The following is a 13,235-nucleotide window of genomic DNA, read 5'->3' on the forward strand; positions in this document are numbered from 1 at the left end:
ATCCGCTAGATGGGGGAAACACGCTGCAAATTCAAATGCCCTCAGCTAAATCAGAGAGCATTCCTGTGTACCACAAAACGATGCGGAGGATCAGGAAAATAATCAATCCCGCCACAGACATCCAGACTGCGATGCCGGCCGTCGCGGCCATTTTCTTCATAGACCGCCGCGCCTGGTCCTCAAGTTCCGGGCTGAGTCGATGCAATTCCTCTGGAACGGTTCCGGATGCCTCAGCCACCTGGACAATATGAATATATTCGTCAGTAAAGAGTTCGGTATTTTCCAGCGCCCGTCCTAGATCATCTCCCGCCATCACATCGCTGATCACCGCCGGCGCTGCACTAGCGAATGCCTGATTGCCGGTCGCTTTGAAGCTCGCATCCAATGAGGGGCCGATGGGCATACCGGCATCTTGCGTGAGGAAAAATCCCCAAGAAAATCGGGCTGTGGCAAATGATTGTAGACACTTCCCGAGTACGGGAATCCTCAAAAACAAACGATGCAGTCCCCGCTGTTGTCCCAAGCCGCGCGTCAATAACTGGTAGAGAAAGACAAGCGCAAACATTGATCCAAAAGCATATCCTAACCACGTCAATGCCCCGCTGGCACCGGAGAGGCCAAAACCAAGCGGGTCGAGGGCCTTGCCGGAAACGGGATCAGGAGTACCAAGCATTCCCAGCACCAAAATCATCAACGCCACGACAAAAATCGCCGCGAACAACTGGAACAACGGCCAGGCCACCCAGCCCATGAACTCGCGGCGCAGGCGGAGGTTTTTTTCGTAATGGTCCGCCAGCTCCTTGAGCACTTCCGGCATATTGCCCGTACTCTCGGCGACATGAATCATGTCCACAAACAACACCGGGAAATATCCATCCTGTTGTTTGAGCGCCCCGGTCAGATCGTCGCCGCTACGCAAATCGTCAGCGACCTCGCCCAACCGGCGGCGGCACGCGGCGTTGCCACTCTTTTTGGCGACAATATCCACCGCGCGAATCAAATCCACACCCGATCGCAACATCGTGCTGAGCGAGCGACTGATATTGGACAGCGTCTTTTTAGGAATGCGCGGACTGAACACGATGCGGCCCTCTCGGTGGCAATGGTAACGGAACGCACGCGAATGCCGTCCAGTGGCCATCACAGTCTCGGGTGCCAGGGACGGCTCGTCCGCCTGGGCCGCTGCGTGAGAGCGGCCCGAGCACCACAATTATTTTGCGAGCAATTCCTCGACCAGTTGATTGACTTGTTCGTAGGTAAACGCCTCGTCCGATTTGGTGATGCTGTCATTGTCAAAACGTTTTTTCAATTCGCCGTCGCGGCCATACACAAAGACCGCCGGAATCGCGCCCAGTTCAACAGAGTCGAACCATTCGGTCGCTTCTTGATTGAGTTGATAGTTTTGCAACGTCGAATTCATCTTGGTCAAAAACTTGAGGACCCGTTCACGATAATATTCCGGCGGCTTGTTCGGAATCCCGTCGTAATCCACGCTCATCGAGAGGCAAACCACGTCTCCATCGGCGTACTTGTTGTGCAGAGCCACCAGATTCGGAAACTCTTTCATGCACGGTCCGCACGAGGTCGACCAAGCATCCAGGACGACAACCTTGCCTTTGTTCTCCGCAATGATCGCCTGCATCTGCTCCCAGCTCACCGCTGTCAGCTCAATATCGCCCGCCGGCGCAGCCGCTTTGTCTTCTGCAGCCGGTTCGTCCGTTTTTTCCTCAACCGGTGCATCGACCGGGTCGGTGGGCGGATTGACCGTGACGTCGTTGTTCTCGTCACCCGGCTTGCCGCATCCGGCAAATACGACGCAAATACAACACAACCCGGCGAACAGTAAGCATCCCTTGGCCATTATCTCAAATCTCCTATCAAGTCGTTTCAAAACCCGTTGATGCGTTTCACTGACACTGTTCTGAACGTATCGAGAACAATCGCAACTCAGGTTTTGAAACTGATACTAAGCATTTATTACGCATACATCTTCCGTAAACGAGGGACAGAACCGTTTTCCCTCAGCGGTCATTGTAACAAACTCCCACCGCTTGGGGAGTGGGGTGGCTCGCAGGGCGTGAAAATCATGCCGTAGGCCCTTCCGTTACATCTCCTATTGGCGATCGACGCCCGATCGATTAAGACACTCCGTTTTTTTATCAATCTGATGATATCTCCTGAGGTTTCCCAAGACCACCGGAGATGCGGCGAAATCCCCAAAGTCAGGATTGGGAACGACACGATGAAAATTCGAAATCCGTATTTGATGAGGTTCGGCGCCTGGGTGTCGGCGCTGATCATTAAAACACTCTTCCGGACGGTGAAAGTACGTTGCCACAACGACCTGCCCGAAACCGATCCGCGGAATCCGGAGTGTGACCGCTTTTATCTGCATTGCTTGTGGCATGAGTCGATCGTCATGCCGGTCGGGATTTGCACGATCAAAAACATGGCCGGACTTGTCAGCCGACATCAGGATGGCGGCATCCTGGCGCTGACGATGAAACGCTTCCACATCCGCGCTATCCGTGGGTCAAGCAGCAAGGGGGGCACGCGGGCGCTCAAAGAACTGTTAACAGCAACTGAAAGTTGGCACATTACAATCACCCCCGACGGCCCGCGCGGACCGCGGCGCGCGGTGAAAGAAGGCATCATCTATCTAGCCTCGCAATCGGGAAACCCCATCGTCTGTTGGGCATTCGCCAGCAACAATGCCTGGGTCGTCCGTGGAAGTTGGACGGATCTCGTCGTCCCCAAACCATTCAGCACGGTCGAGGCCTTCGTTGCGCCCCCGGTCGTCGTCCCCCCCGGATTGGACCGAGCCGGCATCGAAACCTATCGACAACGCGTGCAACAGGTCATGGAACAATTGGACGAAAAAGTCGCCCGCGCCACAAACGCCGCCCCCGTCGCACCTCAGCTGCGACGCGCTGCGTAACGCTTCGGCGCCCCGCTTTTTCCCGGAAATTTTGCGGATGAGGGGGCGGAGGGCTCCAGATTGCGGTATCGTGGAGAATGTGATTCCGCACGAATCACATGGATCGTCCCGCACAACAACCGACGGGACGTGTGATTTCCCCGCCTGAGGTCCACTCCCATGATTCGCTTCGCTGCCCCCAAATATTGTTTCTTGCTCTGCGCCGGCTTGGCCGTTTCCGTAATCGCCTCGACCGCTGTGGCAGAGGAACACTTTCCGCAGTTTAAGCAATCGCTCGGCGAACGCGACCGGACTGTCAAAGTTATTTGCTTCGGCGACAGTGTGACCGGGATCTATTACCACACCGGTGGTCGGCGAGCGTATACGAAGTTGGTTCAGATCGCACTCGAAAAAACCAAACCCCGCGCAACCGTCCAAGCCATCAATGCCGGTATCAGCGGCCACACCACGCGCGATGCGCTGGCCCGCATCGAAAAAGATGTCCTCGCCCACAAACCCGATCTTGTGACGGTGATGTTCGGGCTCAACGACATGACCCGCGTGCCGCTGTTTGAATACCGCGACAACCTCACCAAGATCATCGAAATGTGCCGCGCCGCCGGCGCCGAGGTCTTGTTGTGTACGCCGAATTCGGTCTACGACACCAAGTCCCGTCCGGAAGCAAAGTTGGAAAAATACGTCGCCGCCGTCCATCAAGTCGCGCAGGCCCAGCAAGTTGAAGTCGCCGATTGTTACGCAGCCTATCAGTCACTCCGCTCGCGCGACGAATTCGCTTGGGCGACGTTGATGAGCGATGAAATTCACCCCAACTTGGACGGACACAAACTGATCGCCGAAGAAATCGTACAAGCCATTCTCGGCCGCCGCATTCTGCTCAAGGACATTCCCGTTTCGACGCCTTACATTCCCTGGACACGTGGCAAGCTGCAGAAAAAACAGCCGATCCATGTCCTGGCTATGCCCCCTTTCGATGCGCAAATCAAAGTCGCCATCCGTCGCGTCTATCCCAACGCCGACATCAAAGTCACCACATGGGAAACCGCCGGAAAGTCACTCAGCGATATCGAGGAACAATCCAAAACCATCCGCAAAATGGCGCCCGACTTGGTCGTGATCGCCGTTCCGATCGAAACCACCTCTTCGTCGCGGGAACAATACGTCCGCACCTACAGTTGGATTTTGAATTACGCACTCAGTTTCGGTCTGCGGACCTGGGATGTCATTGCTATCGATCCGGCGCTCGCCAGTGAGCCCAGCAGTCCGGAACAACGAACGCGTGCCCGACTGGTCCAACAACTCATCCGCGCCCAGGACTTGCCATTCGTGAAACGCCCAGAGGACAATTCCACTCCGGCCGGCGATGTCCTCAAACAATGGGTGGCCGAACAACTCGGCAAGCCCAACACGCGGTAGGGCCTTACCTGTAAGCCGCTGGGTGTGCCCTGTGCGACGAACGTTTCAAAGTTTTGCATCCTGCGCAATTTTTCGTGCGGCAAGGCTGATTGATGTTCCGGTGCACAGCAGCCATTTTGAAAATCAATGGCGGAGGATCCGGTCGAATGTTTTTCGTCGGAAATCATTCGGTCACTCTGCTGGGCTAGGATCGCCGTGCACGACGGCAAGCCGTCGGTTTGGGATGCTGCGATGTCACGCCCGTGAATCTGTGTTTGATCCGTGTTTAATCTGTGGCTAAAAAATATTGTCATTTTGGTCCGGCCTAGCCGCGCTGGGGGGGAGTCACGAGTTTGATTCCAATGGCGGCTCATCGCGGCGGACTTCGGCAGTGAAATTGCCCGGGCGATAAACGTCGGTGACGGTAAAGAGATATCCGCGCCAATGGCAACTGTCGCCCGTTTCAGGGACCCGTTCGAGTTCATCGTTCAGCAGTCCCGCGACAGTATGCGTTCCTTCGTCCGACGGTTCAAAATCCAAATCGAGCCGCGCGCACAGGTACCGCAGCGTCGTAATCCCATCGACGCGATACCGTCCCGGTTCGATCTCCACAACCGGTTCACGACGTAACAACCGTTTGGCGCGGCTGGGTTGCGCGCGGAGCATGGTGTCGAGGATATCCTCGTAGGTCACGATGCCGATCGTTGCTCCGTATTCGTTGGTCACTTCCGCCACATTGCAATACTGCGACCGCAGCAACTGCAGCGTCACTGCCAATGATGCGCACCAGGGAACGACCACCACCTCTTCGGCGCTTTGTTCCAGGTTCTTTTTAGGGAGCGACGAAAAATTTAAAATCGGAACCGCACCTTCAATCGATTCGCCCCCCGGTTCGATCAACAACACATAACCACTCGGCGGGATTTTACCACCCAAATCAGACAAAGCGACCGGCGGTTCGAATGTCAAATAACTGCCACGAGGACGCATCACTTCTTCCGTGGGAATCTCCGACAAGTCCAACAGATTGTGCAACAGTTGCCGTTCTTGACGAATGAGATCTTCACTCATCTCGGTCGTCTCCACAGCTCGCTCTAAGTCGTCGGTATCCAAATACGGCTCCGCTGTGAATTTGGGCCACAGCGTCCGACGGACTAAGATGGTCACCGATCTCAACATGGGAGCGACCGGATCCAGTACCCGCACCGCAGCGGCCAACGGAAAACTGACCCAGGACGACAACGATTTACGAATCGCGATCGCCAAACTTTTCGGCAGGACCTCACCGAAGACAATGATGGCGACGAGGCTGCCCAAACCAAACAGTCCCCCCGCAGCGGTGTGCCCCTCGGTTTCTAATTTGCGCGTGACCAGAATGCTGACAGTGAAGTACGTCAGATTGGTCACGAGATTCCAGAACAAAATGGCCGTCAACAGACGGTCCGGGTTCCGCAGCAGTGTGGCGGCCATCCGTTCGCGGGGTTTGCCCACACGAAACGCGCGCAGTTCATCGCGCGAGAGATAAAACAGTGCGGTCTCACTAGCAGAGAAAAAACCGGATGCGACCGTCAGCGCCGCCATGGCGAGCGTACCGGGAAGCCAAATTTCAGTAGCATCCAGAAAGCTGCTCATTGTTGTTTCGGTGTTGAAGCCTTCGTTTCGTATCGCACAGCGACAACGCGTCGTTGCCGCCGATCGTTTATACACGAATACTCAACGAAACCTTAGAGCGCCGACAGCTTTTTCATGGTTCGCTGAACCGACTAACCATCCGTCGACGAGCGCCCCAGCGCGACGTCGAATTCGCTGACCGCCGGGACCAGCATGGCCATCGTCGTGAATCCATATGTCACCGCCACAGCGATCAACACACCCAAGGTGTTGTCCAATAAGAACCCGGTGATGGCGTAGAACGTCAAAAACGGCAACGAGAGCGCCGCCATGGTGAGCGCCGGTGAGGGATTCTTGTACGTCAGTGAACCCCATAAACCGAGACTGCCTCCTAAGATGAACACCAGGAAACTGGGCAACTGCAGCAGGAAGGAGGAGCGTGATTCGATGATCAACATCAGGCAAATGAAGATGCCCAAAAACAGAAAGAACATCGTCCCCAAACTATTGGCAATCGCCGTCCGCGAACTGTCGTACGTGATCCCCGCATGCAGACCCAGCATGGCCGAAAACGCCGCCAAGCAGAGGAAACCCAGGATCAGATACGTGACGTTCTCTACCGAAAGCACTCCGGTCGCGGCAAAGTAGACCGCCATAATCAGCGGCGGCAGGATGATTTCTTTGGTGTTGTAAAAAATCCCCCCCAGTTTTCCGTAGATGAATTCCTTGGCCGTAATGTTGGTGACCAACAGCAGCTCCAGCGTTTTCAGATCCCGCTCGGTCGTCAGCGACGTGACCGCTTGCGCGTTGATCAACAACAAGCCAAGCAATCCAATCACCACGAATGCAAAGCCGCTCATGGAAATCATGCCCAGGACCAACGTTCCGTCAGAGACCGGATTGGCGACAATAAACGCCATCGCCGCTGCAAAGATCGCCAGATAGGCCGCCTTGATCGCAAAGATTTTACGGCCGTAGGCCTTGGTCCGCATCTCGCGCCAGATCACCGGATTCGTCCAGACCGTGCGGACTTTGCCCTTGCCGGTGGAGGTGTCAATGTCATCTTCCTTGGGGGCCACAAACAAATTCCGCGAGGGGTTCCAGACCCGCAAACGCAGAATCGCGACGACGTTCAACACCACAGCCAGACCCAACAGCGCCAAAATATTGGCAACCGGAAACACATCGCCCGAGGGGCCCAACGGATTAAGCACCTGCATCATCGCCCGAAACGGATTGAGCAGGCCGATCCAGTAACCGGCCACCGGTCCGGCGAATAGCGCGCCGGCTTCAACGGCGCCAATAAATAGCACGGTGCCCAGGACGCTGACCGCCAATGTTTGAAACGTTTTCTCGCGCCACAGGGCGACCAACGCACCCCAACTGCCCGAAGCCAGCGCTGTGACCGTACAGATCGCCAAAGACGCCCCAATTTGTGCCAGGGAAACCCCGCCAAACGCATACGTCAGCGCAAACACAGGCACCGACACAGCCAGCAGCACGCCCACCAGCAGCAAACTGGAAAACAATTTGCCCAACACCAACTCGCGGTTTTTCAGATCGGTCATCAACAGCAGAATCAGCGTCTGACGGTCTTTTTCTTGCGCGACGTTTCCCGCGGAAAACAGCAGGGCAAAAAACAAAACCAGCACCAGCTGCACCAGCGAGAAAATTTGAAACAACAGCCCGCCGAATCGAGCCACTTCGCCAACAGTCTGTGCCGACTGCCAACCAAAGGTGGCTTGGCTGGTAGTATACATCAGTACAAACATGCCAGCCACATAGCCCGCACGCATTACGTAATGCTTCAGCTGTCGCGGCGACGTGATCGCCTCGCGATTAAAAATTGGGCCAGCTAACAAGGTGAACTCCAGCAGAGCAGGGTGGTCAGGCCGTTTTGATGTGTGACATTTCGGTGGACAAACGCGCACTGACGGCTACTACGCCGGCCAGCCAAAACATGATGGCGCGCGTTGTCGATTTCCCGTGACGATCCACGGATTTCGTCGTCCGCAGCTAAGAAAACAGTTCGATTTGCGAATGACACCTCGGATCAGGCAGTTTTTTGTCCATCAAATGGCATTCGTAGCATCCAGTATAAAGAAGACGCTTTGCCGTCGCCAACCGCCGCCCCCTGACGAAGGCTGGAATTCTCTAAATGTGTACCGGTTAACGGGATCACACTGCGAATTGGAGAAGATCACAGCGACAACTGCGGCAACAGCAACTGAGAGGAAGAAAACCCATGGCAACCACCGACTGGGAAAACCAAGAATCCGAATCTGTCGAGTACTTGTCCGCGACCGATGACGACAAGCTGTGGGCTTTGCTGGCGCATCTCAGCGGATTATTGGTCCTGGTGGCCGCACCGGCCAACGTGATCGTGCCCTTGATCCTGTTTGTGCTCTACAAGGACAAGAACCGCTATGTGGCCTTTCACGCCCTGCAATCGCTGTATTTTCAACTCGCGATTATCGTTGTGGGAGTGCTAGCCGGGATATTTACATTCGTCACATGGGGTGTCGGGGTGATCGTCGCTATACCGGTGATCCTGGGATTGGCGGTCGCCGGGATCATTTATCCGATCATCGTCGGTCTGCACGCTCACCGGGGCGAGATGTATGAGTACGCCTTCGTCGGCGAGCTGGCCCGAAAACACATGGGCTTGTACTAGGCCCGCGCACACTCCGACCGATTGCCGTTACCAACTACGCTGCGTGGCAAATTCGGTGATCTCTTCCAATAACCGTTTGGAAACCGAATCGGGTAGTTCCGCCAATTGTTGACGCGCGGTCTGCGCGAACTCATTGGCCTGAGCGAACGCGTATTCGATAGCGTCGCTGCCGGCGACGAACTTTTGCAGCTTGTCCCGGTTGGGTTCAGTCGGATCGGCCAACAACCGACGAATTTCCGTGGCATCTTCAGGCGACGATTGGTCCAACAGGCGGATCAACGGCAGCGTGAGCTTTTGCTTTTTCAAATCCGAACCGAGCGACTTTCCGGTTTCGCCCTCGTTGCCCAACACGTCCAAGAGGTCATCGGCGATTTGAAAAGCGATGCCCAGACAGCGGCCATATTCCCGCATCGCCGCCGTGGTGGCTTCCCCCGCATCGGCGAAATGAGCACCCAGTTGGCAACAGACGGCGCACAACTCAGCCGTCTTGCCCTCGATGATCTCCAGATACTGAGCTTCGGTCAGATCCTGGTTTCCCCGCTCATGAATCTGCGCCAATTCCCCTTCGCAAACGAGATTCGTCGAGTGGCCAATCAACCGGCAGGCGAGGGTGCTTTCCAACCCACTGGCCAAATGAAAGGCGTGGGTGAACAAATAGTCCCCCAGCAGCACGCTGGTTTCGTTGTTCCAGCGAGAATTGATCGTGGCGACATGCCGGCGGATTTCCGCATCGTCCAGCACATCGTCATGCACCAACGTCGCCGTGTGAATCATTTCTACCACAGCGGAGAGCACCAAATGGTCGTGCGTCACCGCTCCGCAAGCTTTTGCCGAGAGCAACAGCAAGATCGGCCGCAACCGTTTGCCGCGGAAGCGGGTCATGTGCCCGAGCACGTCGTTGACAAACGGGTGCCAACTCTTAAGCTCTTCGGCAAAGATCTGTTCGACACGTACCAAATCGTCGCCGAACAGCTCATCGATTTGCCCCAGCAAACCGGACGCTCCCGTTGATCCTGCGACCACATCTTTCATGTCACTCCGCCTCGTCTTGAGTGTTTCTGTTCCATGCGTGTCTAGAGGCGTGGGCCAATCGGCGAGCCGGGAGACATTTTTAGCATGTGAATTCATTCTCGCAGGTAATGCCCGCTTTTTCCGCCCGCTTTTTCGAGCAATTCAATCTCGCCGATCGTCATTCCCCGATCGACCGCTTTACACATATCATAAATCGTCAGCGCCGCCACACTGACCGCCGTCATCGCTTCCATCTCCACACCGGTCCGGCCTTGAACGCGTGCGACCGCGATAATTCGTACAACATCATCGCCGGGAGTTTCGAATTCCACTTCCACCGCATCCAATCCAAGCGGATGGCAGAGCGGAATCAAATCCGCCGTCTTTTTGGCCGCCATAATTCCCGCCAAACGGGCGACTTCCAATACGTCCCCTTTGGACAATTTGCGATCGACAATTAGTTGCCGTGTCGCAGTCTGCATCCGTACCGTCCCCGCTGCGCGGGCCATCCGTGCTGTGACCGGTTTTTCGCTGACGTCCACCATGCGACTGGCGCCGTCCTCGTTAAAATGCGTCAATTCGGCCATCACCACACCCGTTTGCCGGAGCCAATCACCGTAATCGTCCACTGCCGATTCTGCGCCGCTAGTTTGCGAATGTATCGAAAATAGCGGCGTGGGAATCGACTTGCAACCCGGTGATGCCCCAGCTATCCCGTGGCGCCACATCACCTGGTTTTTCCTTCCTTCCCCCGACAGAACCGTACGCAACCTCATGCATTAACGCCGTCTGACAAAGAAAGTGGCGAGAAATGACTCTGCAGCACCCCAGCAACCTGCAGGCAAGCATCGGAAGCTTGGACATCCTCCGGTTTTGATGGTTATGAGTATTGTCGGGAGGCAACACCGAATCGCCCGCCGCGATGCCGGGGAAACCCGATCAACTATTTACTGACCCAGTTACGGATTCAATTCTTGCATCGGGTAATCCGGGGGTTTAAGATAGATAAAAGAAGTTGTTTGCCCCCCGGTGGGGATGGCGCATCATAGAATTGTCACCCGACCGGACCCCAATAGTCCCACACGCACTCCCTGGTCTGATTAACAGCCCAGGTGAATTTGGAAGATAGGTATAGCCGTGAACAAAATGACCTTAGTGGGAGTCTCGCTCGTTGCCGCAATTCCGGCCTTCGTCGTGGCGGCTCTGATGGTGATTGCCTTTCTCAATTACACCGGACAAGCCAGCGGGATGATGATGACCGTCGTAGGTTTGACATTGCTCGCCTCGTCAGCCTTGGCGTTAATGCCGGTGGGCATCTTTGTCTTTCACGGACGTCAGCGCGGTGCCGCCAAGCCTGCTAAAGTGGAGCCGATCAGCGAAGATATCCCCGTCACCGCCATGACGGGTGAATTTGATCTCTCCAGCGAAGTGGACGAAGCCAGCAGCGAATTCGAAATGAGCACCGGCGAATTCGAGGCCGATGAATTTGACGACTCGGAATTCATCGAAATCGATGATGACGAAGACGAGAATTTCTAAAAAACGCTCGTCCTTCTGCGTCCCGCGCCGTAGCTGTTCCCCAGGCGCCAGTTTAACTGCTGGCGCTGCGGTAGCTCATTAATGCGCGGTGGAAGACCGCCCGCGAGACGAACAGTCCCAGTATCGTGGACAAAACCAACACGGCTGTCAGCCAGGACGGGTTGAGTGTTTTGTCCAGAATCACGTGCGCGGGAACCGTGACCACCAGCAGGATCGGCAGCAGATACGAGAAGACGCTCTGCAGCGCCAAGCCGAATCCCGAACTGCCATCGTAAATGCTGCGGGGATACCTCGCGAAGATCGTGACGTAAAACCAAAAGTCATACAGCCCCTGATTGCGGCCAAACCAAATGCTCGTGCTGGCTAGGGTGATCATCAGGCTATAGAAAAACGTCACACCCAGTCCGATCAACAGCAGGTACATCACCACCTGTATCACGGTGATCCGCGAAAAGGCGTCCAATTGTGCCAACGAATAGCCCAATAGTGACAACGCGAATACCAAGTCCGTCAACCGCGCCAAATCGAGCTTTTCAAACGAAATCAAAAACTGCGTATCAATTGGTTTGAGCAGCGCAAAATCCAAATTGCCTGTGCGGATCAGCTCGCTAAAGTTCGCGCAGTTGGGCATAAAGATCGACTCAATCAGCTTGTTGATCATCATTCCGGTCGCCATGAAGGCAAAAAACTCGTAGCGACTCCAACCGTTGATCTCTTTGACATTGCCATAAATGATGTTGAACAGAATCAATTGAGCAGAAAACCACAGCGCGTTGGAAACCACGGTGATGAGAAAATTGCCGCGAAATTGCATCTCGCGCACGAGCGAATTCCGGGCAAAAATTCGGAGCACTCGATAGTAATGCGGTGTCGCCATGTCGCTGTCTTTCCTCAACCTCAATGCCGCCGTTGAGACGGCCTACTGAATCACGCCGCCACTCAGTTCGTGTAGTCCACACCCGGTTCACCGGCGATGATCTTGCCAATCACCTGGTTACCCACATCTTGCCCGGTCAGCGCCTGCTGAATCACAGCGACGTTTTCCGGCGGGGCGATCACGACATAGCCGATTCCCATATTGAACACGCGAAACATTTCGTCCCGGTCAATAGTTCCCAATTGTTGCAGCCAAGCGAATTCCGGCAACGGTTGCCAGCTGCCACGGTCTATCTCCGCCCGGCAACCCTCGGGAAGAATGCGGGCCACGTTCTCCTGCAACCCACCGCCGGTGTTATGCGCCATGCCATGCACCACGAGCGATTGTTTCAAAACCGCCTGAATGGCCGAGACATACAGCCGAGTCGGTTTCAACAACACCTCGGCGACAGTTGATCCCAATTCGGGGATCGTGTCGTCGATCGACAAGCTGGCTCCCTCGAAGACGACCTTGCGGATCAAGCTGTAGCCGTTCGAGTGAAACCCACTGGAGTCAAGTCCAAGAATCACGTCGCCCGGCTGAATTCTCTGCCCGTCAATCGTGCGGTTTCGTTCGACAACCCCCACCGAAAACCCCGCCATGTCGAAATCGCCGGCGGCATACAGGTCGGGCATAATGGCCGTTTCGCCCCCCAGCAGCGCCGAGCCTGTTTCCACACACGCGTCGCTCACCCCGGAGACCAACTCAGCAATCAATTCGGGTTCGTCTTTACCGAGTGCGAGATAATCCAGGAAAAACAGCGGCTCCGCTCCCAGGCAGAGGCAATCATTCACGCACATCGCAACTAGGTCGATGCCGATCGTATCGTATTTTTTCGCCTGAATAGCGACTTTGATTTTGGTCCCCACACCGTCCGTTCCGGAGACCAACACCGGGTCTTCGTACGGTTGCCCGGGACGATTCAGCCCAAACAGCCCGGCGAATCCCCCCGGCAAATCCAGCACCCGCGGCGTCCGCGTCCGTTGCATCATTTTTGGCAAACGGGCCATGGCTTGCTGGTACAACTCCAGGTCAACACCGGCATCTTTATAAGTCGCTGCGGCCATAATTGGCGATCCACGCTAGGGGAATGGCGGACGAAAACAGGGAATTGCCGCATAATAGCAAACAGCCAACTACCCGGCGACCTTCCG

At 55.5% G+C, this 13,235-nt stretch carries 12 protein-coding genes; 4 read left to right on the forward strand and 8 right to left on the reverse strand.

Features of this window, described 5'->3' with window-relative positions; all coding sequences use genetic code 11:
* Positions 1-31 precede the first annotated feature (31 nt).
* Both Mal52_RS00905 and Mal52_RS00910 read right to left on the reverse strand, forming a co-directional pair.
* Positions 32-1,141, reverse strand: a complete 1,110-nt coding sequence (locus Mal52_RS00905; protein ID WP_145373735.1) for a type II secretion system F family protein — start codon at positions 1,139-1,141, stop codon at positions 32-34.
* A 69-nt stretch (positions 1,142-1,210) separates the two neighbouring features.
* Complete coding sequence (locus tag Mal52_RS00910) at positions 1,211-1,861, reverse strand: TlpA family protein disulfide reductase (protein WP_145373736.1); 651 nt, start codon at positions 1,859-1,861, stop codon at positions 1,211-1,213.
* A gap of 381 nt (positions 1,862-2,242) precedes the next feature.
* On the opposite strand from Mal52_RS00910, the gene Mal52_RS00915 reads away from it, so the two are divergent.
* Together Mal52_RS00915 and Mal52_RS00920 are read left to right on the forward strand one after the other, a co-directional pair.
* Positions 2,243-2,938, forward strand: a complete 696-nt coding sequence (locus Mal52_RS00915) for a lysophospholipid acyltransferase family protein (protein WP_197534580.1) — start codon at positions 2,243-2,245, stop codon at positions 2,936-2,938.
* Positions 2,939-3,097: 159 nt separating this feature from the next.
* Positions 3,098-4,351 carry an SGNH/GDSL hydrolase family protein gene (locus Mal52_RS00920; protein WP_145373738.1) on the forward strand — a complete coding sequence of 418 codons (1,254 nt, stop codon included), beginning with the start codon at positions 3,098-3,100 and terminating at the stop codon, positions 4,349-4,351.
* A gap of 324 nt (positions 4,352-4,675) precedes the next feature.
* On the opposite strand, the gene Mal52_RS00925 is transcribed toward Mal52_RS00920, so the two are convergent.
* Together Mal52_RS00925 and Mal52_RS00930 are read right to left on the reverse strand one after the other, a co-directional pair.
* Entirely contained in the window at positions 4,676-5,962 is a 1,287-nt protein-coding gene (locus Mal52_RS00925; protein WP_145373739.1) for a CNNM domain-containing protein, read from the reverse strand.
* Positions 5,963-6,093: 131 nt separating this feature from the next.
* Positions 6,094-7,803, reverse strand: a complete 1,710-nt coding sequence (locus Mal52_RS00930; protein ID WP_145373740.1) for an ABC transporter permease subunit — start codon at positions 7,801-7,803, stop codon at positions 6,094-6,096.
* Positions 7,804-8,186: 383 nt separating this feature from the next.
* On the opposite strand from Mal52_RS00930, the gene Mal52_RS00935 reads away from it, so the two are divergent.
* Positions 8,187-8,615 (forward strand): DUF4870 domain-containing protein, encoded by a 429-nt coding sequence (locus tag Mal52_RS00935; protein ID WP_145373741.1) that lies wholly within the window; start codon positions 8,187-8,189, stop codon positions 8,613-8,615.
* Between the two features lie 27 nt (positions 8,616-8,642).
* Here the strand turns inward: Mal52_RS00935 and Mal52_RS00940 are convergent, their stop codons facing one another.
* A complete protein-coding gene (locus tag Mal52_RS00940) occupies positions 8,643-9,647 on the reverse strand; it encodes a polyprenyl synthetase family protein (RefSeq protein ID WP_145373742.1) in 1,005 nt (334 codons plus the stop codon).
* Positions 9,648-9,739: 92 nt separating this feature from the next.
* A complete protein-coding gene (moaC, locus tag Mal52_RS00945) occupies positions 9,740-10,213 on the reverse strand; it encodes a cyclic pyranopterin monophosphate synthase MoaC (RefSeq protein ID WP_145380492.1) in 474 nt (157 codons plus the stop codon).
* A 550-nt stretch (positions 10,214-10,763) separates the two neighbouring features.
* On the opposite strand from moaC, the gene Mal52_RS00950 reads away from it, so the two are divergent.
* A complete protein-coding gene (locus Mal52_RS00950) occupies positions 10,764-11,165 on the forward strand; it encodes a hypothetical protein (RefSeq protein ID WP_145373743.1) in 402 nt (133 codons plus the stop codon).
* A gap of 52 nt (positions 11,166-11,217) precedes the next feature.
* Here Mal52_RS00950 and Mal52_RS00955 read toward each other — a convergent pair whose 3' ends face one another.
* Both Mal52_RS00955 and purM read right to left on the reverse strand, forming a co-directional pair.
* Positions 11,218-12,042 carry an ABC transporter permease gene (locus tag Mal52_RS00955; protein WP_145373744.1) on the reverse strand — a complete coding sequence of 275 codons (825 nt, stop codon included), beginning with the start codon at positions 12,040-12,042 and terminating at the stop codon, positions 11,218-11,220.
* Positions 12,043-12,104: 62 nt separating this feature from the next.
* Positions 12,105-13,148 (reverse strand): phosphoribosylformylglycinamidine cyclo-ligase, encoded by a 1,044-nt coding sequence (gene purM, locus Mal52_RS00960; protein ID WP_145373745.1) that lies wholly within the window; start codon positions 13,146-13,148, stop codon positions 12,105-12,107.
* Between the last annotated feature and the right edge of the window lie 87 nt (positions 13,149-13,235).

Origin of the sequence: Symmachiella dynata, assembly GCF_007747995.1 — a bacterium.
GTDB classification, from domain to species: Bacteria; Planctomycetota; Planctomycetia; order Planctomycetales; family Planctomycetaceae; genus Symmachiella; species Symmachiella dynata.